Below are 25109 nucleotides of genomic sequence, written 5' to 3' on the forward strand. Positions count from 1 at the left end.
TACCTGCTAACGCCCGCGCCCCGCCGTCCGATCGACCAAGAGCGGGTGGCTACTGGGGAGTCGGCATGAGAACGCAGCAAGTGGAAGGCCACCCGGCGTGGCTCCGAGCGGCGAGCACGCGCGTCGCTCGGGAGATCCGCCGGACGCGGCGAAGAACGTGGCTGAACCGCCACGGCAACAAGGTCGTGTCCGGGTTGGCGCTGCTCGCGATAGCCGCGCTGGCGGTGGGCATCTACGCGACGCGGACGCCGGTCGTCGAGCCCGCGCCCGCCGCCGCGCCCACGACGATCACGCGGGTCGACCTGGCGGACCCGTTCCGCGGGACACCGGCCGAGAGCTGGGCGGACGGCGAGGCGGGCCTGGTCGTGCCGAAGGCGGCGGCGGTCGGGACCTTCACCGAGGAGCAGGTGGCGAGCGCGTACGACCGCGCCCGCGCCGCCGTGGTGGCCGCTCGCCTGGACCGGCGGGTGCTGGAGGGGCGCGACCTGGAACCGCTGCTCGGCCTGTTCGCGGCGGACGACCAAGCGGGCCTGCGGCCGCTGTTCGCGGGCGGCCGCGACGACGAGGCGGGCCTGGTCGCGACGCGGATCGCGCCGGGCACGAGGCTGCTGCCCGTCGAGCCCAAGGTGGACGGCGGGATGACGGTCGAGGCGAGGAACGCCGGTGAGCTGGTCGTGCACACCGACTACGTGTTCGCCTACGCGTTCGCGACCGACGACGTGGAGAAGCTGCACGGACCGATGGACATCGTCGCCGTGACCCGGATCCAGTACGACTACATCATCCGGTCCGGGCCCACGTTCCGGCCGGAGAGCCAGGGCCTGTGGTCCGGGCCGTCCACCGGCCACAGCTACTCGATCGGCTGCACGGCGTCACGCGAGGGCTTCCTCGCGCCCTCGTTCGTCGAACCGCAGACCAGGCGCGGCTCGACCCAGGAGGAAGGCAGGCCGGAGGACTACTTCGACCCGTCGAAACCCATGCCGACGATCAACACCTGCCCGGAGTGAGGGTCACCCGAACGCAGGCTGCTTTCCGAAAGTGACGCAGTTCACAATGAGCGGGATTGGCCAGCTCAGCGGGCGTCGAAGTCGGATTCACGGACTCTCCCGAAACCCCTCGGAGCCCGTGACAGCGGTCCGCTCCGCCCCTGGGCGAACCAGTCGCGGCGCCCATCGTCGCGCCCTCGCGAAGCGCGGCGGTGGGGGTCCGCCGTCTCGCTTGGTCGACACATCAACCGAAATCACGTCCCACGACCCTGTCCGCTCGATCGGACGGGGAGATACTGGGGCCATGACCACGAAGCCTCCGCAGCAGGACGTCGACGAGTCGCAGCTCGACGTGACCAAGCCGAAGGGGTGGGCCGCGGGCATCCCCGGTGTCGCGGTCTCCCTGAAACGCGGCGTGGATCAGATGGGCGTGACCCGGACGGCCAAGACGCTGCGGCTGCTGAACCAGCGCGAGGGCTTCGACTGCCCCGGTTGCGCGTGGCCGGAGCCGCAGGGGCACCGGAAGCTGGCCGAGTTCTGCGAGAACGGCGCGAAGGCCGTGGCCGAGGAGGCCACCCGGCGGCGGGTGGGGCGGGAGTTCTTCGCCGAGCACCCGATCGACGAGCTGCGCGGGAAGACCGACTACTGGCTCGGCCAGCAGGGGCGGATCACCGAGCCGTTCGTGCTGCGCGAGGGCGCGACGCACTACGAGCCGATCGCGTGGGACGCGGCGTTCCGGCTGGTGGCCGAGCACCTCAACGGGCTGGCGAGCCCCGATCAGGCCGTGTTCTACACGTCCGGCCGCACCAGCAACGAGGCCGCGTTCCTCTACCAGCTGCTGGTCCGCTCCTACGGCACGAACAACCTGCCGGACTGCTCCAACATGTGCCACGAGTCCTCCGGCGCGGCGCTGAGCGCGACCACCGGCATCGGCAAGGGCTCGGTCAGCATCAACGACATCCACGAGGCCGACCTCATCGTGGTCATGGGCCAGAACCCCGGCACCAACCACCCGCGGATGCTGTCCGCGCTGGAGGAGGCCAAGGGCAACGGCGCGAAGATCGTCGCGGTCAACCCGCTGCCCGAGGCCGGGCTGATGCGGTTCAAGAACCCGCAGAACGTGCGCGGACTGGTGGGCAAGGGCACGCCGCTGGCCGACGAGTTCGTGCAGATCAGACTGGGTGGCGACCAGGCGCTGTTCCAGGCGATCGGCAACCTGCTGCTGTCGTGGGGCGCCGAGGACCGCGAGTTCATCGACAGGTACACGCACGGGTTCGAGGACTACCGGGCGCACGTCGCCGAGGTCGACTGGGCGTCCGTCGACACCGCGACCGGCCTGTCGCGCGAGCAGATCACCAAGGTCGCGCGGATGTTCGCCGACTCGGAGCGGACGATCGTGTGCTGGGCGATGGGCCTGACGCAGCACAAGCACTCGGTGCCCTCCATCCAGGAGATCACCAACGTGGTGCTGCTGCGCGGCATGATCGGCAAGCCCGGCGCGGGCCTGTGCCCGGTGCGCGGGCACTCGAACGTGCAGGGCGACCGGACCATGGGCATCTGGGAGAAGATGCCGGAGAAGTTCATGTCCGCGCTGGAGCAGGAGTTCTCCATCCGGGTGCCGCGCAAGCACGGGTTCGACACCGTGGCGGCGATCCGGGCCATGCGCGACGGCGACGCGAAGGTGTTCTTCGCCGTGGGCGGCAACTTCGCCTCCGCCTCGCCGGACACCCCCGTCACCGAGAAGGCGCTGAGCGGCTGCGACCTGACCGTGCACGTGTCGACCAAGCTCAACCGGTCGCACGTGGTCACCGGCAAGGTCGCTCTGGTCCTGCCCACGCTCGGGCGCACCGAGAGCGACCTCCAGCACTCCGGCGAGCAGTTCGTCACCGTCGAGGACTCGATGTCCGTCGTGCACCGGTCACGGGGACGGCTGGCGCCCGCGAGCGACCACCTGCTGTCCGAGGTGTCGATCGTCTGCCGCCTGGCGCGCGAGGTCCTCGGCGGCGAGCACCCGGTGCCGTGGGAGGCGTTCGAGAAGGACTACGACCAGATCCGCGACCGGATCGCCAACGTCGTGCCGGGGTGCGTCGACTACAACGCGCGGGTCCGGCAGCCGGACGGGTTCGTGCTGCCGCACGCGCCGCGCGACGCGCGGGAGTTCAACGCCACCAAGTCCGGCAAGGCGAACTTCACCGCCAACGAGCTGACCGTGCTGCGGGTGCCGGAGGGCAGGCTGCTGCTCCAGACCATGCGCAGCCACGACCAGTACAACACCACGATCTACGGCCTGGACGACCGCTACCGCGGCGTGAAGGACGGGCGGCGGGTCGTGTTCGTCGCACCGGACGACCTGACGTCGCTCGGCTTCGCCGACGGCGAGGTCGTGGACATCGTCAGCGAGTGGCCGGAAGACCCGACCGGGGTCGTCGAGCGGCGCGCCGAGTCGTTCCGGATCGTGTCGTACCCGACGGCCGTGGGCTGCGCCGCCGCGTACTTCCCGGAGGCGAACTCGTTGGTGCCGCTGGACTCCCAGGCCACCACGTCCGGCACGCCGACGTCGAAGTCGATCGTCGTGCGGCTGGAGCACCGGGCCTAGGACCGCTTTTCACGACAGCGCGCCCATCGCCTCGGCGAAGCGCGCCTTCGCCCTGATCGCGGCACCGTGCCTGCCCGCCGCGGTCAGGGCGTCGACGAGGTCGCGGTGGGCCTGCTCGTCGTAGGGGTCCTTGGCCAGCAGGCGTTGCAGGTAGTACCCGGCCTCGTCGACGTCGGCCGCGCCTGCGGCCAGGGTCCGGGCCACCCGCAGGTAGACCACGCGGATCTCCTCGCGCAGGGCCACCGCCCAGTCGTCGTACGGCTCGTCCTCGAACAGGTCGCCCGTGTACGCGGCCTCGGCGGCGGCCAGCACCTCCCGGTCGCCCGTCCGCAGGCCCTCGTGGGCGGCGGCGAGGAAGTCCTCCAGGTCGATCGCGGCCCGGCCCGCGTCCAGCGCCACGGTGTGCTGGTCGGCGAGCACGAGGTCGCCCGCCGGGTCGAGCGCGGAGCGGACCGTGGACAGCGCGACGGACAGCCGGTGCCCCACCCGCCCGGAGTCCTCATCCCACAGCAGGCGGGCCAGCTCGTCGCGGGCGATCCCGCGACCGCGCCGGACCACCAGGATGCGCAGCAGGTCCCGCGCCTTGCGCGACTGCCACACCGACCGGGGCAGCGGCTCGCCCGCCACCCGGACCTCGAACCGGCCGAGCGTGCGGATCTCCACGGGCTCGACCGGCGCGGGCACCCCTCGTGACGCCAGAGCACGACGGGAGACCCGTGCTTGGGCGCGTTCCTCGGCCGACGCGTGCGGCAGCGCGCCCAGCAGCACGGTGACCCGGTCGGCGTCGACCGCGGCCCCGGTGTCCCGGCAGATCGTCCTCGCCTCCAGCAGCGCGGCCCTCGCCTTCGCGGGCCGGGCCGCCGCCAGGAGTTCCAGCGCCTCGGCCAGCCGCGCGCGGTCCCGGTGCAGGCGGGCCTTCTCCGCCGCCAACGCGGCCGTCCCCGCCGCGCGCTCGTGGTCGCCGCGCCCGTGCTGCACCCAGCCGAGCGCCAACAGCGTGCGGATCGCGGCCGGTCCGACGGCCGCGCGGTGCGCCCGTTCGGCCAACTCGGCCGCCGCCGCGAGGTCGTGGCCCACCATCAACCGGGCCAGGCCGACCAGCGCGGGCACCAGGCCCTGCCGGTCGCCCTCCGCGCCGCACACCCGGATCGCCTCCTCGTAGGACGCCCGCGCGAGGCTGGTCCGACCACGCAGCTGGTGCACGTCCCCCAAGCCCGCCAACGGGTACGCCAGTCGCTGCGACCCCACCGTGTGCTCCACGGCCAGCGCGCGCTCGAAGCGGTCGCACGCCGCGTCCAGGTCGCCCAGCCGCAGCAGCGCGTCGCCGCCGTTGCACAGCGCGATGCCCAGCACGGTCAGGTAGCCGACCTCCTCGGCCTGCGCCACTGCCAAGTCGGCCAGCTCGGCGGCCTCGGCGTACCGCGCCTCGCCCAGCAGCCGCGACGACAGGTTGGTCCGCATCCGCGCCGACTCGACCCGGTCGCCCGCGGCCTCGGCCAGCGCCAACGCCTTCTCGTAGTGGTGCTGCTCGGCGGCGCAGTCGCCGACCATCTCGGCGGCGAACCCGAGCGCCACGTGGCCGGCCACCAGCGCCCGCTGGTCACCCGCCTCCACGGCCGCCCGCCACGCGCGGTCCGCGTGGTCGCGGCACGCGGCCTCGTCGCCGATCGCCCAGTGCGCGGTGGCCGTCCACGCCAGTAGCAGCCCGTCCGGCGTGCCCTTGGCGTACCACTCCAACGCCTGCCGCGGCCTGCCCCGCCGGTACTCCAGGTGCCCCAGCAGCCGGGCCACGTCGGCGGAGCCGCTCGCGGCCAGCGGCAGGCAGATCGCCGCCGCCGCGTCCAGGTCCCCCGCCAGAGCCAACGCCTCGGCGTGCAGGCAGTGCACCTCCACCGACCGCTCGGCGGCGGGCACCCGTTCGACCCAGTCGAGCGCGGCGCGCACGCCGTGGCGCGCGAGCAGCCGCCTGCCCTCCGACTCCACCTGTCCCCCAAGACCTTGAGCCGACGTTGATCCCACCCTGACACCCGTGCGGAGTCTGGTGGCGAACCGGAAATACCGCTGGAGGAAACCCCGTGAGACGTGTGCTCGCCGCCCTCGTGGGGCTGCTGCTGGGTCTGGTGGCCGCGCCCGTTCCCCGCGCGGTGGCGGCGGTGGACGGCTACGGCTGGGTGTGGGCCGACCAGGCGTCCCACCGGGTCGGCGAATGGTACCGGCCGGACACCGGCTACCAGTACGGCTTTCCCGGCCCTGGCCACGAGAACCTGGTGCGGCACGAAGGCCCCGGCACGTACACCGTGTACTTCGACGGCGTGCTGCGCGCGGGCGTGGGCCACGTGAACGCCTACGGCGGGGACACCCGTGCCCGCTGCAAGATCGCGAGCAGGGCCCCCGGCATCACCGGGGAGTACCTGGTCGTCCAGTGCCACTCCTTCGGCGGCGCGCTCGTGGACAGCATGTTCACCGCCTCGTTCACGAACGTGCGCACCAGGAACCACCCGTTCGCCTACCGGGCGTCCTACGGCGGGACGGTGGTGCAGCACAACTCCTCGTTCGGCGCGGTGACCTCCACGCGGGTCGAGGCGGGCACGTACCGCGTGGCGTTCAAGGGACTGCCCGAGCGGGGCACCGTCCTGGTCACCGCCACCGGGCCGGACGCCGTGTGGTGCACCAACGGCCGGGCCGCCCTGGACGGCCTTTCCCTGGTGGTGTGGGTGATCTGCCACTCGCCGGTCGACGGGTCGCGCGCCGACTCCGAGTTCGACGTCACCTACGCCGTGGGCGGAGGCGTCACTGGCGCGCCGGAACCGGTGGCGGGCTACGCGCTCGTGACCTCGACTCCCGGCCTGCCCATCCCGTTCCAGTTCCCGGAACCCCGGTGGCGCTTGGAGAACCCGGAGCGCGGCGTGTGGGTGATCACGCCGTGGCGGCCGGTCGACCGGGGCGCCTACCAGATCACCGTGGACGACGCCCAGCCGAACACCTGCGTCACCGCGGGCTGGTACGCGTCCCTGACCGTCCGGTGCTACGACCTCGCGGGCGCGCCGCTGGACACCGGCCTCTACGTCTCCTACCTGGGCACACCCGAGCCCCTTCGCGATGGAGGAACCCCTTGAGAGCGAACAGATCCGCCCTGCTGACCGGCGTCGTGCTCAGCCTCGTCACAGCACTGGCCCCGACCGCGCACGCCGCGCCGGACTGCTCGGTGCCCGACGGCCGGATGAAGTCCGCGGTCTGCGAGATCAGCGCCGCCGCACCGCCCGACGGCTACGGCTGGGTGTGGGCGAACGACGCGGAGCACGCGGTCGGCGAGTGGTACGCGCCCAGCACGACGTACCAGTACAGCTCGGTCACGAACCTCCCGACCAACCAGGTCCGGCACGTCGGGACCGGCACCTACACGGTGTTCGTCGACGGCGTCTCCCCCACCGCTGGCGTCACGCACGTGACGGCCTACGGCTGGGAGAACCGCGCCCGCTGCAAGAACACCGTCACGACCCCCACCCTCGGCGGCCAGTACCTCACCGTCCGCTGCTACGCGTTCGACGGCACGCTCGTGGACAGCCAGTTCACGGCGTCGTTCACCAACCTGCGGACCCGCTACTACGACTTCGGCTACCGCGCCGTCAACAACAGCACGGTCACCACGCACAACTCCACGACCGGCGCGGTGCTGTACGCGCGGGAGGCGTTGGGGCAGTACAGGGTCTCGTTCAAGTCGCTGGGCGGCAGCCCCGGCGGCACGGTCCAGATCACCGCCACCGGCCAGACGGACGTGTGGTGCAAGACGGCGGACTGGTACCCGGACGCGGTCTACCACCACGTCCTCGTCCGCTGCTTCACCCCCGCCGGAGCCGCGGCGGACAGCGAGTTCAACGTGACCTTCGTCCGCAAGGGCAACATCCTCGGCGACAAGAACCCCACCCCCGGCCTGGAATCTGCCTACGGCTGGGTCACCTCGGGCACCAGCGCCCCCGACACGTGGGCGTTCCCCCTGCCGACCTGGACCGTCACCAGCCTCGGCACCGGCATCCGCGACGTGGCCCCGGCGCAGCCGTTGAACGGCGGCGACGTCCAGATCACCGCGTACGACGCCACCACCAACTCCTGCGCCATCGCCTACTGGACCTGGGCATCGGCCACCGTCCAGTGCTACACCACCACAGGCGCCCTGGTAGACTCCCCGTTCGACATCTCCCACGTGGGCAAGCGCACGTAAAACCACCGTGCGGCCGGAGATCACCCGCTACCGTCCCGATCATGACCCGGTGGCACTGGTGGACCCTGACCGCGTTCGCCGCCCTCGTGGCCGCCACCTGGTGGTCCCCGCTCTGGCCGGGCGAGCAGGCCCTGCACACGTCCCTGACCGTGCTGGCCCTGCTCGCCCTGGCGTGGGTCCAACGCCGCCACCCGCTCCCACTCAGTTCCTGGCTGCTGGTCCTCCTCTTCCTGTCCCTGCACACGATCGCCGCCCGCTGGCTGTACTCCGCCGTCCCCTACGACGACTGGACCCAGGCCGCCTTCGGCATCCGCCTGTCCGACGTGTTCTCCTGGCACCGCAACCACTTCGACCGCCTGGTCCACTTCACCTACGGCCTCTGCCTGGCGGGCGTCCTCCACCGCCACCTCGGCTGGTGGCGCTCGGTGGAGGTCGTGGTCTCCACCAGCGCCCTGTACGAGTTGTTCGAGTGGGCCATCGCCATGACCCTCGCCCCAGACCTGGCCGAGTCCTACAACGGCCAGCAAGGCGACATGTGGGACCCCCACAAGGACATGGCCCTGGCCCTGCTGGGCGCGGTGGTCATGGTCGCGCTCCAGGCACTCACGAGCCGCCGAAAAGCCCCGACGGACACCCCACGCCCCGAACCGTCAACGAGCACGACCGAAACCGAGCCCGCCACTCACCAGGCCTGAACCCGGACACGGTGGCTCGCCACCCGATACCGGTTGGTTGTCGGCTGGTTGGTGTCAGCCGGGTGGTGTCAGCGTTGCCCCAGCCGGGCCTGGCCTGCCGTCAGCGGGCGTGGCGGCTCGCCGGCCAGCACCGATCGACGTCAGTCGGGTAGGTGTCGACGTTGCTCCAGTCAGGCCTGACCCCGGCCGTGAACGGCGTGGTGGCTCGCCGGCAGGCACCGGTCGGTGTCGGCGCTGTCAGCCGGTTCGTACCGGCGTTGCTCCAGTCGGGCCGGCCGACCTTCAGCGGGCGCGGTGGTATGCCAGTACGGCCATGGCCGCGTTGTGGCCGCCCAGTCCGCTGACGCCACCGCCTCGCCGAGCGCCCGCGCCGCAGACGAACAGGTTGGGCACGTCCGTCTCCACGCCCCACGCGCCCACCTCGGCGTCGGTCTCGGCGAACGGCCAGGACAGGTCGCCGTGGAAGATGTTGCCGCGTGGCATCCCGAGTTCCGCCTCCAGGTCGAGCGGGGTGCGGGCCTCGATGCACGGGGCACCGTCCGCGTCGACGGCCAGGCACGACTCGATCGGGTCCACCAGGTACCGGTTCAGCCCGGCCAGGTAGCGCTCGACCAGCGAGTCGCGCAGGGTGTCGTTGCGCCCCTCGAACAGGGCCGCGGGCAGGTGGAGGCCGAACAGCGTCAGGGTGTGGTGGCTGGCCAGGGACGGTCCGAGGATCGACGGGTCGGTCAGCGAGTGGCAGTACATCTCGCCGGGCAGCACCGTCGGCACCTCGCCCGCCGCGCTCTCCGCGTACGCCCGCTCCAACTGGTCGTAGGACTCGTCCAGGTGGAACGTCCCGGCGAACGCCACCTCCGCGGGCACGCCGGAGCGCAACCGGGGCAGCCTGGTCAGCAGCATGTTGACCTTGAGCTGACAGCCCTCACCCCGTGACACCACCTCCTTCCCCCGCAACGAGTCCAGCACCGCGGGCCCCACGCCCGCCAGCACGTACCGCGCCCGCACCTCCCGGCCGCCGAAGACCACCGCCCCGGACTCGCCGTCGGCCGACACCCGTGTCACCTCGGCCCCGGTGACGATCTCCACGCCTGCCTCGGACGCGACGCGCAGCAGCTCGGCCGTCACCGCGCCCATGCCGCCGACCGGCACCCGCCACTCCCCCGTGCCGTTGCCGATCACGTGGTAGAGGAAGCACCGGTTGGCCGCCAGGTCCGGCGACTTCAGGGACGTGTGCGTGCCGATCAGCCCGTCGGTCGCCACGACCCCGCGCACGACGTCGTCCGGGAACAGCTCCTCCAGCGTCGCGCCGAGCGGCCGCTCGAACACCGGCGTCCACGCCGGGCCCGCCAGCCGCGCGAACTCCGCGCGCGACAGCAGCGGCTCCAGCATCGTCGGGGCCAGCACGCCCGCCAGGGTGTCCAGGGACGCGTACCAGCGCCGCCACGCCCGCCACGCCTCGTCCGACCCCGTGAGCGCCCGGAACGAGGCCTCGGTGGCCGGACCGGGGTCGCGCTCGACCAGCAGCCCGCCCTCGCCCCACGGCGTGTACGACGACGCGGCCCGCGACCGCAGCTCCACCCGCAGCCCGAGGTCGGCCACGATCCGGTCCGGCAGCAGGCTCACCAGGTAGGAGAACCGCGACAGCCGCGCGGGCACCCCCGCGAACGGGGACGCGCTCACGGCCGCCCCGCCCACGTGGTCCAGCCGCTCCACCACCAGCGTCGACAGCCCGGCCTTCGCCAGGTACGTCGCCGCTACCAGCGCGTTGTGCCCGCCACCCACCACCACGACGTCAGAGGAGTCCACCCGGCCAACCTAACGCCGCCGAGGCGGATCGCGGCCTACGAAAAGCCGCACCACGAACCCACCGCGCCCGAGCACGGGAACGACCCCCGCCGGGACGCGCGACGCGAGAGCCGCCGACGCGTCCCGGAGCAGGAGCCAGAAGAAGACGAGTGCCATGCGACGAGTACACCGGCGAGCACCGACAAAAACGGGGCCTCTACCGTCACTCGATCGGGTGGAGCACTCAGCTGCTGAACAACGGGATCACCTTGCGGACCAGTTCCTCCAGCCCGTAGACGAGCGGAAGACCCACCCACAGCCACGCGAACACGATCAACGGTCGCCTCATCGGGACGCCTCCTCCAGCTCCGCGGCCTCGTGGAACCTCGCGGCGACCGGCTTCACCAGCTCGTTCGCCACGAGACCGATGACCAGCAGCGCGATCATGATGTAGAGCGAGTTCGTGTACAGGTCCGGCCCCGACTTGCCCGCGGCCTTCTGACCGTCCGCGATGGCGTTGACGATCAGCGGCCCGAGCACACCGGCCGTCGACCACGCCGTGAGCAGCCGACCGTGGATCGCGCCGACCTGGTAGGTGCCGAACAGGTCCTTCAGGTACGCCGGGATGGTCGCGAAACCGCCGCCGTAGAACGACAGGATCACCATGGCGCACACCACGAACAGCGCCGTGGACACGTTGCCCGCCAACGCGATCACCAGGTACATGAGCGCGCCGACACCGAGGTAGATCCGATAGATGTTCTTGCGCCCCAACAGGTCCGATGTGGACGACCAGACGATCCGGCCCGCCATGTTCGCCAACGACAGCAGGGCCACGAACCCGCCCGCCGCCGCGACCGCGACCGGCGTCGCCGTGCCGGAGAAGAAGTCGACGATCATCGGCGACGCCTTCTCCAGGATGCCGATGCCCGCGGTGACGTTGAAGCAGAGGATGATCCACAGGAGCCAGAACTGCGGCGTGCGGATCGCGTTGCGCGCGGACACGTTCGCCGTCGTGATCATCTTGTTGACGACCGCCGCGGCCGGTTCCCAGCCAGGGGGCCGCCAGCCCTCGGCGGGCACGCGGATCAGCAGCACGCCCAGCGACATGAACACCGCGTACACGACGCCGTGCACCGCGAACGACTCGGCGATGCCCGTGTGGTCCTTGCCGAACGACTTGAGCATCTGCGTCGACCACGGCGACGCGATCAGCGCGCCGCCGCCGAAGCCCATGATCGCGATGCCGGTCGCCATGCCCGGCCGGTCGGGGAACCACTTGATCAGCGTCGACACCGGCGAGATGTAGCCGATGCCGAGCCCGATGCCGCCGACGAAGCCGTAGCCGATCACGACCAGCCAGAACTGCGACGTCCACGCCCCGAGCGCCGAGATCAGGAACCCGGAGGAGAAGCACACCGCCGACACGAACATCGCCCAGCGCGGGCCGTTGCGCTCGACGAGCGTGCCGCCGAACGCGGCCGACAGCCCCAGCATCACGATGCCCAGCTGGAACGGCAGCGCGCTCTGGGTGCCGCTCAGACCGAGCGCGCCCTCCAGGGGCGACTTGAAGACGCTCCACGCGTACGCCTGACCGATGGCGAGGTGGACCGAGAGCGCCGCGGGCGGGATGAGCCAGCGGTTCCAGTCCGCGGGTGCGACTGTTCGGGAGCGGTCGAGGAAACCCACTGTCCGACACCTCCGTAACCTGGTTGGTGACCACCGGAACTTATTGCCCGCCGATGGTGTTCGCACGAACAAGCCGGCCGAGCGGTAGGTCATTGGCGGGGAGCGGCACGAAGTTAGGGGTTGTGGGCATGGGACGGGTCACGGTTCGACGCCCGGTGATCAGCTTCTCGCCGCGCGGGGAGCGCAGGAAGATCGACGCGCTGGCGGCCGAGGAACCCCTCGAGGTGCGGGTGAACGGCCGCGCGCTGGCCGTGACCATGCGCACCCCCGGCCAGGACGTGGAGCTCGCGCACGGCTTCCTGCTCAGCGAGGGCGTGATCACGAACCTCGAGGACATCTCCACCGCCCGGTTCTGCGAGGGCACCGGCCCGGACGGCGAGAACACCTACAACGTGCTGGACCTCGCGCTCGCCCCCGGCGTGCCGCCGCCGGACGTGGGCGTCGAGCGGAACTTCTACACGACCTCCTCCTGCGGGGTGTGCGGGAAGGCCGCGCTGGACGCCGTCCGGCTGAAGACGTCCTTCTCCCCCGCGGGCGACACGACGAAGGTGCGCGTGGACGTGCTGACGACGTTGCCGGACGCGCTGCGGACCCAGCAGAAGGTGTTCGCGTCGACCGGCGGGCTGCACGCGGCCGGGCTGTTCACGGCCGACGGCGAGCCGCTGGTGGTGCGCGAGGACGTGGGCAGGCACAACGCGGTCGACAAGGTCCTCGGCTGGGCGCTGATGAACGACCGGATCCCGCTGCGCGGGCACGTGCTGATGGTGTCCGGGCGGGCGTCGTTCGAGCTGGTGCAGAAGGCGGCGATGGCGGGCATCCCGGTCCTGTCCGCCGTGTCGGCCCCGTCGTCGTTGGCCGCCGAACTGGCCGAGGAGCAGGGCATGACCTTGATCGGTTTCCTGCGGGGCGACTCCCTGAACGTCTACTCGGGAGCCGAACGAGTGCAAAGCTGACCACGGGCCGCACACGGGCGGTCACGCTGCGGCGGAAGGCGGGGACGTTCGGGCAAAACCCTGTGGGGTACCCCCTGTCTTTGTGGCGAAACACCGCCTTGCCGGCGCACGATGTGTCGTGCGGAGGGCGGGGGACATGGAAGACGACAAGCCACGGGCGGCTGTGCACCGGCGAACGGTGCTGGCCGCTTTCGGCGCCGCTGGCGTGACGGCGGCGGGCCTCGGGGTGGCGTTGAACGGCTCGGCGCCGCTGGGCGAGGCCCTGCGGCTGGCCGTCGGCATCGCCGGACCCAAGCCCGCGGGCAAGCGCGCGGTCGTGAGGGTGGACCGGGTCCACTCGGCCGCCAGGGGCCGGGACGTCGACCTGGTGACCATCGTGCCGCCCGGTCCGACCCCGAAGAACCTGCCCATGTCGATCCTGCTCCACGGCCTGCACGGCAACGCCCGGTACGCGGCCGTCGGCGGGATGGTCGAGGTGTACACGTCCGCCGTCGTGCGCGGCGCGGTGCGGCCGTTCGGGTACGTCGCGGTCGACGGCGGCGACAACTACTGGCACGAGAACGTCCCCGGCGACGACCCGATGGCGATGCTGCTCGAAGAGGTCCCCCGCTGGCTCGCCGAACGCGGCCTCGGGCCCCAGCCGTTCGCCGCAACCGGCGTGTCCATGGGCGGCTTCGGAGCCCTCCTCTACGCCCGCCGCCGCAACGAGCGCCGCGACCCCCTCAAGGCCGTCGCCACGATCGCGCCCGGCCTGCTCACGTCGTGGCCGGAGATGGCAAAGCGCAAGGCGTTCGCGAACGCCGACCAGTGGGCGTCCCTCGACCCGCTCAAGCACCAGGCCGAACTCGGCGACGTGCCGGTCGGCGTGTGGATCGGGGACAAGGACCGGTTCATCGTCGGCGCGCGGCAGTTCATCAAGGAGAAGAAGCCCGTGGTCGGCTCGATCGGCCCCGGCGGTCACGACGACCGCTTCTTCCGCCGGGCCGTGCCGGACGTGGTCCGGTTCGTCGGCAAGCGCGTGCCGAAGTCCAGCGCCTAGCGCGGCGTGAGCGGCGCCCGGTCGCTGCGGACCCACTTGAGGACCGCGCTCCACGGCCCGTAGCCCGCGTCGACGTTGAGGTGGCCTCCGCCGACCACGACGTCCAGCTCGATCCTCAGTGACTCCGCGAGGAGCTTCGCCTCGGCCACCGTGCAGTACGGGTCGCCCTCGCCCGCGACCAGGCGGGTCGTCCCGGCGGCCCTGCGGAGGCCGTCCACGTCCGCGGGGACGGGGATGAAGGAGGCGATGAGGGGCTCGTCGATCGTCGGGCTCGGCGGGGCCACGAGGAGGACCCGGTCGAAGCGCAGCGCGGGGTCGGGGTCGCTCGCGGCGTGGTGCAGCCACAGCAGGCAGCCGAGGGAGTGCGCGACGACCACACGTTCACCCGTTGTGGGGGCGGCCATCAGGTGGGAGCGCAGCTCGGCCAGCCACACGTCCAGCGACGGGTGGTCGGGCTCGGTGAACGACGGCAGGTCCACCTGGGCCCCGTGGTGGGCCAGCTCGCCCGCGAGCCAGTTCTGCCAGTGCGTCGGACCCGACCCGTTCAGGCCGTGCAGCAGCAGGACGTAGGGCATCGACACGGATTTCCTCCAGACGCACGAGCGGGCGCACTCCGGACCGGAGTGCGCCCATCCGCGATGGTGCTCCTAAGCCGACTTCTCGCGGCGTTCGCGCCTGCTGGGCTGCCGGGCGACGATCGTCGGGTTCACGTTCTCCTTGACCGTCTGCTCCGTGATGACGACCTTGGCGACGTCGGTGCGGCTCGGGATGTCGTACATGACGGGGAGCAGCACCTCCTCCATGATCGCCCGGAGCCCACGGGCACCGGTGCCGCGGAGGATCGCCTGGTCGGCGACGGCCTCCATGGCGGTCTTGGTGAACTCGAGCTCGACGCCGTCCATCTCGAAGAGCTTCTGGTACTGCTTGACCAGCGCGTTCTTCGGTTCGGTGAGGATCTTGACCAGGGACGGCTTGTCCAGGTTCGTGACGCTCGCGACCATCGGGAGACGGCCGATGAACTCCGGGATGAGGCCGAACTTGATCAGGTCCTCGGGCATCGAGTCGGCGAAGTAGTCCGCCGCGTCGACCTCGGCCTTGGTGCGCACCTCGGCGCCGAAGCCGAGCCCGCGCTTGCCCACGCGGTCCTGGATGATCTTCTCCAGGCCCGCGAACGCCCCAGCCACGATGAACAGCACGTTCGTCGTGTCGATCTGGATGAACTCCTGGTGGGGGTGCTTACGACCGCCCTGCGGGGGCACCGAGGCCGTGGTCCCCTCCAGTATTTTGAGCAGCGCCTGCTGGACGCCCTCACCGGACACATCACGGGTGATGGACGGGTTTTCACTCTTCCGGGCGATCTTGTCGACTTCGTCGATGTAGATGATGCCGGTTTCGGCGCGCTTCACGTCGTAGTCGGCTGCCTGGATGAGCTTCAGCAGGATGTTCTCGACGTCCTCGCCGACGTAACCGGCCTCGGTGAGGGCGGTCGCGTCCGCGATGGCGAACGGAACGTTCAGCATCTTCGCCAGGGTCTGGGCGAGGTAGGTCTTGCCACACCCCGTCGGCCCGAGCATCAGGATGTTCGACTTCGCCAGCTCGACGCCGTCGTCCCTGCCCTCGCGCCCTCGATCACCCGCTTGGATGCGCTTGTAGTGGTTGTAGACCGCCACCGCGAGAGTCCGCTTCGCCTCACTCTGACCGATGACGTACTGGTCGAGGAACTCGTGGATCTCAGACGGCTTCGGCAACTCATCGAGCTTGACGTCGCCCGCTTCCGCGAGCTCCTCCTCGATGATCTCGTTGCAGAGGTCGATGCACTCATCGCAGATGTAAACGCCGGGGCCAGCGATGAGTTTCTTCACCTGCTTCTGGCTCTTTCCGCAGAAAGAACACTTCAGCAGGTCGCCGCCGTCACCGATACGCGCCATGACCGCTGACCTCTGTCCCCTCCGGCGCACACCCTGATGTGCGGCGCCTGATCGTGTGGCGAGACCCGTTGGACACGAGTTCCGCCCATTCCTCTCGACGGTACCTGGCCAACCCGTCCAAGCGGGAGGACCAGCGTCCCCCGGACCCGCCGAGCTGACCGGTAGGCCCGGTCAGCTCGGCGTGTCGGGCGTCACTTGTTGGCCGAGAGCTTCCGGTACGGGAGGACGGCGTCGACGATGCCGTACTCCTTCGCGGCGTCCGCGGTCAGGATCTTGTCACGTTCGACGTCGAGCCGGACCTGCTCCGGGGAGCGGCCCGTGTGGTGCGCCAGCGTGGTCTCCATGAGGCGGCGAACGCGCTGGATCTCGTTGGACTGGATCTCGAGGTCCGACACCTGACCGTAGACGCCCTCGGTCGAAGGCTGGTGGATCAGGATCCGGGCGTTCGGCAGCGCGTGCCGCTTGCCGGGGGTGCCCGCGGCGAGCAGGACGGCGGCGGCCGAGGCGGCCTGGCCGAGGCAGTACGTCTGGATGTCCGGGCGGACGAACTGCATCGTGTCGTAGATGGCCATCAGCGAGGTGAACGAGCCACCGGGCGAGTTGATGTAGAGCAGGATGTCGCGGTCCGGGTCGTCCGACTCGAGGCACAGGAGCTGCGCCATGACGTCGTTCGCCGAGGCGTCGTCGACCTGCACGCCGAGGAAGATGATGCGTTCCTCGAACAGCTTGTTGTAGGGGTTGGACTCCTTGACCCCGTAGCTGGTGCGCTCGACGAACGACGGCAGCACGTACCGGGACTGAGGCGCGTAGGACTGGTCCACTTGAGGTCTCCTGGGTTGTGCCGCGGTCAGGCGTTCGAGACGCGGGTGGGGCGGGTGATCACCTTGTCGACGAAGCCGTACTCGAGGGCCTCGGCCGCGGTGAACCAGCGGTCGCGGTCCGAGTCGGCGATGATCCGGTCCACCGGCTGCCCGGTGTGCTCGGCGATGAGCTCCGCCATCTCGTGCTTCGTGCGGGTCAGCATGTCCGCCTGGATCGCGATGTCGGCCGCCGTGCCGCCGACGCCCGCGGACGGCTGGTGCATGAGCACGCGCGCGTGGGGCAGGATCGAGCGCTTGCCGGGGGCGCCCGCGGAGAGCAGGAACTGGCCCATGGACGCCGCGAGGCCCATGGCGGTGGTGGCGACGTCCGGCTCGATGAGCTGCATCGTGTCGAAGATGGCCATGCCCGCGGTGACCGAGCCGCCGGGCGAGTTGATGTAGAGGGTGATGTCCTTTTCAGGATCCTCAGCGGCCAGCAGGAGGAGCTGCGCGGTGATCTGGTTGGCGATGCCCTCTTCGACCTGGGAGCCCAACACGATGATCCGCTCTCGGAGCAGCCGCTCGAAAACCGAGTCGTTGAGGTTCATCCCCGCGGACGACCGCATCTCGGGCGTCGGGAAGGAGTGCTGCGTCACGTCTGCCTGCCTTACTCCAGGAGGAACGGGGAGGACTGCTCCGCCGTGGCTTGACTCTGTTGCTGATCCCGATCTGCCGGAATCCCTACGAGCGACCTTAACGAAGACGGGCGGTGTCAACTTCCCGACACCGCCCGTTTTCGCTCAGGGCTTTACTGCTCGGCGGATTCCCCGGTGGAGTCGTCCGACTTGGACTCGCCGAACAGCTCGTCGAGGTCCAGGGTGTTGCCGGTGGCGTCGGTCACAGTCGCCTGGCGGACGACGGCCGCGAGGGCCTTGCCGCGGCGGACGTCGGCGAAGATCGCGCCGAGCTGGCCCGACTGCTGCGCGCGCTTGACGTACTCGTCCGGGCTGATGCCGAAGCGCTGCGCCTGGTAGATGATCCGCTCGGTGAGCTCGGCGTCGGTGACGCTGATCTCCTCGGCGTCGGCGATCGAGTCGAGCACGAGCTGCGTCTTCACGGCCTGCTCGGCCGCGGTGCGCACCTCGGTGTCGAACTCCTCCTGCGTCTGGCCCTGCTCGGTCAGCCACTCGGCGAAGCGGGCCTCGTCGTGGTCGAACGAGTGCACGGCGTCGTGCTTGCGCGCGTCGACCTCGCCCTGGACGACGGCCTCGGGCAGCGGGACCTCGGTGGTCGCGAGCAGCGCCTCGAGGACCTTGTCGCGGGCCTCGACGCCCTGCTGCATCTTCTTCACGCGGCCGAGGCGGGTGCGCAGGTCGCCCTTCAGCTCGTCCAGCGTGTCGAACTCGCTGGCGAGCTGGGCGAACTCGTCGTCCAGCTCGGGGAGCTGGCGCTCCTTCACGCTGCTGAGCACGACGCTGACCTCGGCCTCGCGGCCGGAGTGCTCGCCGGCGACCAGCGTGGTGGTGAAGGTCTTGGTCTCGCCCTCGGAGGCGCCGATCAGGGCCTCGTCGATGCCCTCGACGAGCTGGCCGGAGCCGATCTCGTAGGACAGGCCGGAGGTCTTGGCCTCGTCGACCTCCTCGCCGTCCACGGTCGCGGACAGGTCGACGACGACGAAGTCGCCCTCGGCCGCCTCGCGCTTGACGCCGGTCAGGGTGCCGAAGCGGGCGCGCAGCTCGTCGAGCTGCGTGTCGACGTCGGACTCCTCGACCTCCTGGTCCTCGACGCTCACCGACAGCTCGCCGAACGCGGGCACGGTGATCTCCGGGCGGATGTCGACCTCGGCGCTGAACGCGAGGGAGTCGCCGTCGGCGATGTTCGTGACCTCGAACTCGGGGCGGCCGAGCGTGCGCACCTCGCCGCTGTTCACGGCTTCCAGGTACTTCGCGGGGATGGCCTCCTGGACGACCTCGTCCAGTACGGCGCCGCGGCCGATGCGGCTCTCCAGAACGCGTGCGGGTGCCTTGCCAGGACGGAAGCCGGGGATGCGCACCTGCTTGGCAAGCTTGCGGTAAGCGCGGTCGAAGTCCGGCTTGAGCTCGTCGAACGGCACCTCGACGTTGATCCGGACCCGCGTCGGGCTCAGGTGCTCGACGGTGCTCTTCAACGTGGTCTCCTCGTAACGAACATGACGTGCGGAACACCCCGAAACACCACGACAGGCGTCGGGATTCCCGTCGAGTCTAGGTGGTCGGCCCGCCGCGCCGACCTGCCGGGGGTGCGCTGACCCCCTATCCGGCGCGACCCCGAACCCCTACCGTGAGGGGTCTAGACCAATGTGAGGTGGCGGAATGCGCGTGCGCGCGATGACCCTGGCGTTGACCGGTCTGGCCCTGCTGGCCGCGTGCGCGCCCACCGATCCCCTGGCCGACCCCCACGCCGGCCACCACCCCGCGACCGCCAAGGTGATCGCCCCCGCCGGGCCGTTCACCACCCTGGAAGAGGTCGTGCGGTGGACGCGCGGGGCGAGCGGCGGCCAGTGCGCCGACGCCAAGACCGGGACCACCGAGGAGTTCTCCTCCTACCTGGGGGCCGACCGGGCGAAGCTGTACGAGCCGTTCGTGGCGTCATGGGCCACCTGCTCGGTGCCGCCGTTCGCGAAGGTCGGGCTGGTGCTGTTCAAGCCGGACGGCGCGCGGAAGCTCCAGGAGTTCTGGAAGGCGGGGCTGGCCGCCGGGACGCTGACCGAGAACCCGGACTTCAGCTTCGGCGACGGCTTCGCGCTCACGTCCGAGGAACTGGGCACCGACGACCTCGGGTTGCGGCACCTCTGGTGCAAGCCCGTCGAGGGCACGAGCGCCGTGACGGAACCGGCGGGCGTGGACGGCTGCGTGTACGCCAAGACCGAGGGTCACCACTGACGCGCTGAGCCCGCCGCGAGCGGAGGGGAACCGGACGCCGGTCGACGACGTCGGACGAGTGCGTCACGGCGTCCGGTGCGGCGCTGGGCCGTTCAGGGGGTTCACCGCGCTGACCACGGGAAAGTGGATCAAGCGCGGAAGCGCTCCGAACGGTCGACGCGCGTGCGGACAGCGGACGGGGTTCGACCGGCCGGCCTATGCGGTACTAGCCGGTTCAGCAGCAGATTAGGCCATTCGAGTGGCAATCACATCTGTTGACTCTCCGAAGCCGTACACAGGACGCCCTGCTTACCTAGAGTTGCCCGAGTAACACGTGTGTCGCAGTCGAGACTCACCGAACGCGACCGAAACCAAGGGGGGTTACGCACAACGAGTGAATAGAGGCCAACCGGAGCAGTGCCTCATGGAAAACTTTCACTTGTTGAGATGACTCCACTCGCCGTAGTCCATTCGTGTGCAGGTCAGGTAGCGTGACGCGCGAGCCTGGGACCACCTTGCTCAACCGATGAAAGTTGCCGGACGTTCTGGGGGGACCAGCAGCGGACGCAACCGGTAACGGGACGCAAGAAACGAGCGAGACAATGTCATCGAGCTTTTCAACCACCTACCAGACAAGGTGTCGATGACCCGATGAGATCCATTCCGCCGCTGTCCCCGAGCCACCGCGCGCTCACCCCTGCCTCCGACACCCCCTTCGCCACACGGGTCCAACGCCCCGTTCCGCTGTGGTTCTACCAGTTCCTTTCGGCGCACAGCACGGTCGCCCGGCGATGTTGACGCCCCAGCCGACCTGACCGCACCTACCCGCAGCCAGGTCAACTGCCGCCAACGCACCGGTCCCCACGACGCCGTCCTACCCCGGCGTTCGTGGATCACTCTTTTACGCACCGTTGGGGAGCTCCATGGAGACGCGTCAGCTTTTGGCGTTCACAACTGTGGTTCAAACGGGAAGTTTTACGAAGGCCGCCGCCACTCTGAATTGCTCGCAGCCCACGATCACTACCCGTATCAAGGCACTCGAGGAGACACTCGGGGTCTCGTTGTTCCGACGCCTTCCCCGAGGCATCCAGATGACGTCCGCGGGCGTTGAGCTCCTGCCCTTCGCGCGCAACATCATCACCCTTACCGACAAGGCCAGAAAAGCCATCACGATGAACGGCGAGCCGCACGGCAAGCTGGTCATCGGCAGCGCACAGAGTCTGACCGACTACCGGCTGTTACCGCTCATCGAGTACATGTGCTGGCGCTATCCGAGCGTCCAGATCTCGCTGCACTCGAGGAACACGCAGTCGAACCTGTCGTCGGTCCGGGAAGGCCGCCTCGACTGCGCGTTCTTCATCGGGCCGATCGAACCCCGCGAGGGGTTGGAGTCGACGGTGCTCTGCCCCGAGCCGCTGGTCATGGTCAGCGGGCCGACGCACGCCCTCACCAGGCGGTCGGTGATCACCGAGGACGAGCTGCGCGGCAGCACGCTGGTCAGGGCCGAGAACGGCGCCAGCTACTACGAGCAGTTCGAACAAGCACTGGGGTTGCACGACAGCGAGTCGAGGTCGCCGGTGCTGGCGCTCGACTCGATCGACGCCGCCAAGCGCGCGGTCGCCTCGGGTCTGGGGATCTCGCTCGTCCCCGAGGTCACGGTCGCCGCGGAGCTGGCGGACGGCAGGCTGCGCAGGCTGCCCTGGGTCCCCCCGTTCCGGGTGTACACGCAGTTCGCGTGGCGCCAGGACAACTCGGGCAACCCGTCGGTGACCGCGCTGGTCTCCGCCGCCGCCCAGGTCGTCAGCGAGCAGGTGGCCACTCCCGCTTGAGACGGGACCGTTCTTGGGCTCTTCGGGCGCGAAAGCGTCCAAGAACGGTTCCGCCGGTACCGTGGGTGGCGGATAACCACCCAACGCGTTTGGCGGGTAGTCATGATCGAGCCGTCGGCCGACGCCGAGCTGGTCCGGGCGTTCACCAACACCGTCGACCTCGACGACGAGACGGACGAGTTCGCCACCACCGCCGCGGCGGGCGAGTGGCTGCTGGCCCTCAAGCTCCTCGACCGGCCCGCCCAGCCCACCGCCGCGGACCTGCGGTCGCTGGTCGACCTGCGGACCGGCATCCGCGAGGCCCTCGCCGTCGACGGCCCGGCCTCACCCCACCTGCTCGCCGTCGGCGAGGCGGTGCTCCGCTCGCTGCCGCTGCTCGCGAGCCTCTCCCCGCAAGCCCCGCTCCAGCCCTCCCCCGGTCTCGCCGGGGTGCCGCGCGCGCTGGCGACCGTGGGCGTCGCGTGGTCGCGCCTGGTCGTGACGGGGCAGTCGGCGCGGCTCAAGCGGTGCCCGGCCGAGACGTGCGGCTGGGTGTTCTGGGACGTGTCCCGCAACAACAGCAGGCGCTGGTGCACGATGCGGGTCTGCGGGAACCGCGCGAAGGCCAGGGCGTTCGCCGCCCGGCAGCGGGGGTGATCGTGGTTGGCTGGAGGGCATGACCTACAGCCGGTTGACGCACCTGGACTGCGCCCGCTGCGACCGCCGCCACGACGCCGACGCGCTCGCGAACCTGTGCGAGTGCGGGTCGCCGCTGCTGGCCCGCTACGACCTGGCCGCCGTGCGGGACTCCGTGACGCCCGCGGACCTGGCGGGCAGGCCGCCGTCGCTGTGGCGCTACCACGAGGTGCTGCCCGTGCGGGACGAGGCGAACGTGGTCAGCCTGGGCGAGGGGATGACGCCGCTGCTGCCGCTCCCCCGGCTCGGCGAGGCGCTGGGCGTGCCGGGGCTGCTGATGAAGGACGAGGGGCTGGTGCCGACCGGGTCGTTCAAGGCTCGCGGCGCGGCGGTGGGGGTGTCGCGGGCGGCGGAACTGGGCGCGAAGGCGATCGCCATGCCGACGAACGGCAACGCGGGCGCGGCCTGGGCGCTGTACGCGGCCCGTGCGGGGCTGCGCAGCGTGATCGCCATGCCGGTGGACGCTCCCGAGATCACCCGCGCCGAGTGCGCGGTCAGCGGCGCGGACCTGTACCTGGTCAACGGCCTCATCGGCGACGCGGGGAAGATGATCGGCGAGCTGGTGTCCTCTTCGGACGGTGAGCTGTTCGACACCTCGACGCTGAAGGAGCCCTACCGCATCGAGGGCAAGAAGACGATGGGGTACGAGATCGTCGAGCAGCTCGGCTGGCGGTGCCCGGACGTGATCCTCTACCCGACCGGCGGCGGGGTCGGGCTGATCGGGATCCACAAGGCACTCCTGGAGATGCGGGAACTGGGCTGGATCACCGGGAAGCTGCCCCGGCTCGTCGCGGTGCAGGCCGCCGGGTGCGCGCCGATCGTGAAGGCGTTCGAGGCGGGCGAGCGGACCGCGGAGCCGTGGCCGGACTCGAAGACCGTCGCCTTCGGCATCAACGTGCCGAAAGCGCTGGGGGATTTCCTGATCCTCGACGCGCTGTACGAGACTGGCGGCACGGCGATCGCGGTGGACGACGAGGCGTTGCTGGCCGCGCAGGAGCTCTGCGCGCGGTTGGAAGGCGCGTTCGTCTGCCCGGAGGGCGCGGCGGCGTTCGCGGCGGTCAGGTTGCTGCGCAAGGAAGGCTGGCTCCGTGAGGACGAGGACGTGGTCGTGCTCAACACCGGGGCGGGCATCAAGTACCCGGACACGGTGACCGTCACCGTGCCCACCCTCGACATCGGTGAGAAGTTGCCGCGCTAGGAGAGACATGGTCAGCGTCAACGGACTCGAGATCGCCCACCGGCAGAGCACGGGGACCGGGCGACCGGTCGTGCTGGTGCACGGGAACTCGTCGTCGTCCCGGACGTGGCAGCCGCTGCTGGACGGGCCGTTCGGGCGGCGGTTCCGCTGCCTGGCCCCGGACCTGCCGGGCCACGGCGGGTCGCAGCGCCCCGACGGCGGCTACTCGATGGCGACCTTCACCTCGGTGGTGGCCGGGTTCGCCGAGGTGGTGGGCGCGCTGGACGCGGTGTTCGTCGGCTGGAGCCTGGGCGGGCACATCGTCCTGGAGGCGAGCCCCCAACTCCCGGACGCGGCGGGGTACGCGGTCTTCGGCACGCCGCCGCTGCCCGACCCGAGCGCGATCCCGCTGGGCTACCTGCCGAACCCGGCGGTCGGCGTCGGGTTCGTCGGCGAGGTGAGCGAGGCCGACGCCGAGGCCTACGCGTCCGCCCAGCTCGCACCGGGGTCGTCCCGGTCGCTGCACGGAGCCATCGCCGACATCCTGGCCACCGACCCGGCCGCCCGCGAGGGCATCGGCGCGGCCATCGGCACCGGCGCGTTCGCCGACGAGGCCGCGATCGTGGCGGGCTTGGACAAGCCGCTGGCCGTGCTGCACGGCCGCGAGGAGCAGCTGGTGTCGCTGGACTACCTGCGGGGGCTGAAGATCCCGACGCTGTGGCGCGGCGGGGTGCAGGTGCTCGACGGCGTCGGGCACACGCCGCACGAGGAGGACCCGGAGGCGTTCGCCGCGCTGCTCGCGGAGTTCGTCGACGGCCTGGACTAGCGGGGAGGGCCGGTGCTGCCGCGCGCGACCAGCACCGGCACCTGGTCCTCGACGTCCGCGGGCGGCTCGCCGTCCAGCACGCTCAGCAGCGCTTCCGCCGCGCGCCCGCCGAAGGCGAACGTGTCCCGCGCCAACGCGGTCAGCGGCGGGTGCAGCAGCCTGCACAGCGGTGAGTCGTCCCACGCCACCAGCGACACGTCGTCCGGGACCGCGACCCCCAGCTCGGCGGCGACCGCCGCGCCCGCCACGGCCATCACGTCGTTGTCGTAGACGATCGCGGTCGGCGGCGTCGGGCCGGTGAGCAGGTCCCGCGTGGCGCTCGCGCCCTGCTCGTCGGTGTAGTCGGTGGCGACGCACTCGGCCGCGGTGATGCCCCACGCGGCGGCGGCCTCGTGGAACGCGGTCGTCCGGCGCTCGGTGTGCAGCAGCCCCGGCAGCCCGGCCACCCGCGCGATCCGCCGGTGCCCCAGCGCGCCGAGGTGCTCGATGATCGACACCATCGCCTTGGCGTCGTCGGCCCACACGCTGGCCAGCCCGCCGTGGTGGCCGGGGCCGCCGATGACCACGGCGGGCAGCCGCAGCCCCTCGACGAGCGCGATCCGCGGGTCGTCCACCCGCAGGTCGACCAGGAACACCCCGTCGACCCGCTGCTCGGACGACCACCGCCGGTACAGCTCGACCTCCGCGGCCTGGTCCTCCACGACCTGGAACAGCAGCGCGACCGACCGCGTCGACAGCTCGGCCTGCAAGCCGGAGATGAGCTGGAAGAAGAACGACTCGACGCCGAGCGTGCGGGCGGGGCGGGCGAACACCAGCCCGACCGCGTCGGCGCGAGCGGCGGACAGCGCGCGGGCGGCGCTGTTCGGCCGCCACGCCAGCGCGTCCGCGACGGCGAGGATGCGCTGCCGGGTCGCGTCGGAGACACCCGGTCGGCCGTTGAGCGCGAGCGAGACCGCGCCTTTCGAGACCCCCGCGCGCAGCGCGATATCTCGGATCGTCGGACGTTTCACAC

21 protein-coding genes are annotated in these 25109 nt (G+C 70.8%); 12 read left to right on the top strand and 9 right to left on the bottom strand.

The window, feature by feature from the left end; genetic code table 11:
• Window positions 1–65 precede the first annotated feature (65 nt).
• Both ACFWW9_RS19410 and ACFWW9_RS19415 read left to right on the top strand, forming a co-directional pair.
• A complete protein-coding gene (locus ACFWW9_RS19410; protein WP_390379287.1) occupies window positions 66–1007 on the top strand; it encodes a hypothetical protein in 942 nt (313 codons plus the stop codon).
• Window positions 1008–1290: 283 nt separating this feature from the next.
• Window positions 1291–3582, top strand: a complete 2292-nt coding sequence (locus ACFWW9_RS19415; RefSeq protein ID WP_390379290.1) for an FdhF/YdeP family oxidoreductase — start codon at window positions 1291–1293, stop codon at window positions 3580–3582.
• Window positions 3583–3591: 9 nt separating this feature from the next.
• Here the strand turns inward: ACFWW9_RS19415 and ACFWW9_RS19420 are convergent, their stop codons facing one another.
• A complete protein-coding gene (locus ACFWW9_RS19420; RefSeq protein ID WP_390379293.1) occupies window positions 3592–5565 on the bottom strand; it encodes a tetratricopeptide repeat protein in 1974 nt (657 codons plus the stop codon).
• A gap of 92 nt (window positions 5566–5657) precedes the next feature.
• On the opposite strand from ACFWW9_RS19420, the gene ACFWW9_RS19425 reads away from it, so the two are divergent.
• From ACFWW9_RS19425 to ACFWW9_RS19435, 3 genes are read left to right on the top strand one after another with little or no spacing between them, the layout of a single operon-like run.
• The gene (locus tag ACFWW9_RS19425; RefSeq protein WP_390379296.1) at window positions 5658–6698 is read left to right on the top strand and encodes a hypothetical protein; all 1041 of its coding nucleotides are present in this window, start codon (window positions 5658–5660) and stop codon (window positions 6696–6698) included.
• Window positions 6695–7801 (top strand): hypothetical protein, encoded by a 1107-nt coding sequence (locus tag ACFWW9_RS19430; protein ID WP_390379299.1) that lies wholly within the window; start codon window positions 6695–6697, stop codon window positions 7799–7801. Before ACFWW9_RS19425 ends, ACFWW9_RS19430 begins: the two co-directional genes overlap by 4 nt.
• 41 nt (window positions 7802–7842) lie before the next feature.
• Window positions 7843–8496: a DUF2238 domain-containing protein gene (locus ACFWW9_RS19435; RefSeq protein WP_390379301.1), complete on the top strand. Its 654-nt coding sequence runs from the start codon at window positions 7843–7845 to the stop codon at window positions 8494–8496.
• Between the two features lie 282 nt (window positions 8497–8778).
• Here the strand turns inward: ACFWW9_RS19435 and ACFWW9_RS19440 are convergent, their stop codons facing one another.
• Entirely contained in the window at window positions 8779–10302 is a 1524-nt protein-coding gene (locus ACFWW9_RS19440; protein WP_390379304.1) for a phytoene desaturase family protein, read from the bottom strand.
• A gap of 324 nt (window positions 10303–10626) precedes the next feature.
• Window positions 10627–11970 (bottom strand): OFA family MFS transporter, encoded by a 1344-nt coding sequence (locus ACFWW9_RS19445; RefSeq protein WP_390379307.1) that lies wholly within the window; start codon window positions 11968–11970, stop codon window positions 10627–10629.
• A 128-nt stretch (window positions 11971–12098) separates the two neighbouring features.
• Between ACFWW9_RS19445 and fdhD the strand changes: the two genes are divergently transcribed.
• Window positions 12099–12923 (top strand): formate dehydrogenase accessory sulfurtransferase FdhD, encoded by an 825-nt coding sequence (gene fdhD, locus ACFWW9_RS19450; RefSeq protein ID WP_390379310.1) that lies wholly within the window; start codon window positions 12099–12101, stop codon window positions 12921–12923.
• A 136-nt stretch (window positions 12924–13059) separates the two neighbouring features.
• Complete coding sequence (locus tag ACFWW9_RS19455; RefSeq protein WP_390379313.1) at window positions 13060–13962, top strand: alpha/beta hydrolase; 903 nt, start codon at window positions 13060–13062, stop codon at window positions 13960–13962.
• Here ACFWW9_RS19455 and ACFWW9_RS19460 read toward each other — a convergent pair.
• The 5 genes from ACFWW9_RS19460 to tig all read right to left on the bottom strand — a co-directional run bounded on the left by ACFWW9_RS19460 (window position 13959) and on the right by tig (window position 18857).
• The gene (locus ACFWW9_RS19460) at window positions 13959–14537 is read right to left on the bottom strand and encodes an RBBP9/YdeN family alpha/beta hydrolase (RefSeq protein ID WP_390379316.1); all 579 of its coding nucleotides are present in this window, start codon (window positions 14535–14537) and stop codon (window positions 13959–13961) included. The genes ACFWW9_RS19455 and ACFWW9_RS19460 overlap by 4 nt on opposite strands.
• 72 nt (window positions 14538–14609) lie before the next feature.
• Window positions 14610–15890: an ATP-dependent Clp protease ATP-binding subunit ClpX gene (gene clpX / locus ACFWW9_RS19465; protein WP_106192775.1), complete on the bottom strand. Its 1281-nt coding sequence runs from the start codon at window positions 15888–15890 to the stop codon at window positions 14610–14612.
• A 191-nt stretch (window positions 15891–16081) separates the two neighbouring features.
• The gene (locus ACFWW9_RS19470; protein ID WP_259621740.1) at window positions 16082–16711 is read right to left on the bottom strand and encodes an ATP-dependent Clp protease proteolytic subunit; all 630 of its coding nucleotides are present in this window, start codon (window positions 16709–16711) and stop codon (window positions 16082–16084) included.
• Between the two features lie 26 nt (window positions 16712–16737).
• Window positions 16738–17316 (bottom strand): ATP-dependent Clp protease proteolytic subunit, encoded by a 579-nt coding sequence (locus tag ACFWW9_RS19475; RefSeq protein ID WP_372506589.1) that lies wholly within the window; start codon window positions 17314–17316, stop codon window positions 16738–16740.
• A gap of 182 nt (window positions 17317–17498) precedes the next feature.
• The gene (tig, locus tag ACFWW9_RS19480; RefSeq protein ID WP_390379321.1) at window positions 17499–18857 is read right to left on the bottom strand and encodes a trigger factor; all 1359 of its coding nucleotides are present in this window, start codon (window positions 18855–18857) and stop codon (window positions 17499–17501) included.
• 184 nt (window positions 18858–19041) lie between these two features.
• On the opposite strand from tig, the gene ACFWW9_RS19485 reads away from it, so the two are divergent.
• From ACFWW9_RS19485 to ACFWW9_RS19505, 5 genes are all read left to right on the top strand, one after another.
• Complete coding sequence (locus ACFWW9_RS19485; RefSeq protein ID WP_390379324.1) at window positions 19042–19611, top strand: hypothetical protein; 570 nt, start codon at window positions 19042–19044, stop codon at window positions 19609–19611.
• Window positions 19612–20513: 902 nt separating this feature from the next.
• Complete coding sequence (locus tag ACFWW9_RS19490) at window positions 20514–21419, top strand: LysR family transcriptional regulator (RefSeq protein ID WP_259621736.1); 906 nt, start codon at window positions 20514–20516, stop codon at window positions 21417–21419.
• A gap of 102 nt (window positions 21420–21521) precedes the next feature.
• Window positions 21522–22055, top strand: a complete 534-nt coding sequence (locus ACFWW9_RS19495) for a CGNR zinc finger domain-containing protein (RefSeq protein ID WP_390379327.1) — start codon at window positions 21522–21524, stop codon at window positions 22053–22055.
• Window positions 22056–22074: 19 nt separating this feature from the next.
• A complete protein-coding gene (locus ACFWW9_RS19500; protein ID WP_390379328.1) occupies window positions 22075–23292 on the top strand; it encodes a threonine synthase in 1218 nt (405 codons plus the stop codon).
• A gap of 7 nt (window positions 23293–23299) precedes the next feature.
• Window positions 23300–24097, top strand: a complete 798-nt coding sequence (locus tag ACFWW9_RS19505; protein ID WP_390379331.1) for an alpha/beta fold hydrolase — start codon at window positions 23300–23302, stop codon at window positions 24095–24097.
• Here ACFWW9_RS19505 and ACFWW9_RS19510 read toward each other — a convergent pair.
• On the bottom strand, window positions 24094–25107 hold the full coding sequence (locus ACFWW9_RS19510) for a LacI family DNA-binding transcriptional regulator (protein ID WP_390379334.1): 1014 nt from the start codon (window positions 25105–25107) through the stop codon (window positions 24094–24096). The genes ACFWW9_RS19505 and ACFWW9_RS19510 overlap by 4 nt on opposite strands.
• Window positions 25108–25109: the final 2 nt, after the last annotated feature.

Origin of the sequence: Umezawaea sp. NPDC059074 (assembly GCF_042738955.1) — a bacterium.
Taxonomy (GTDB): Bacteria; Actinomycetota; Actinomycetes; order Mycobacteriales; family Pseudonocardiaceae; genus Umezawaea.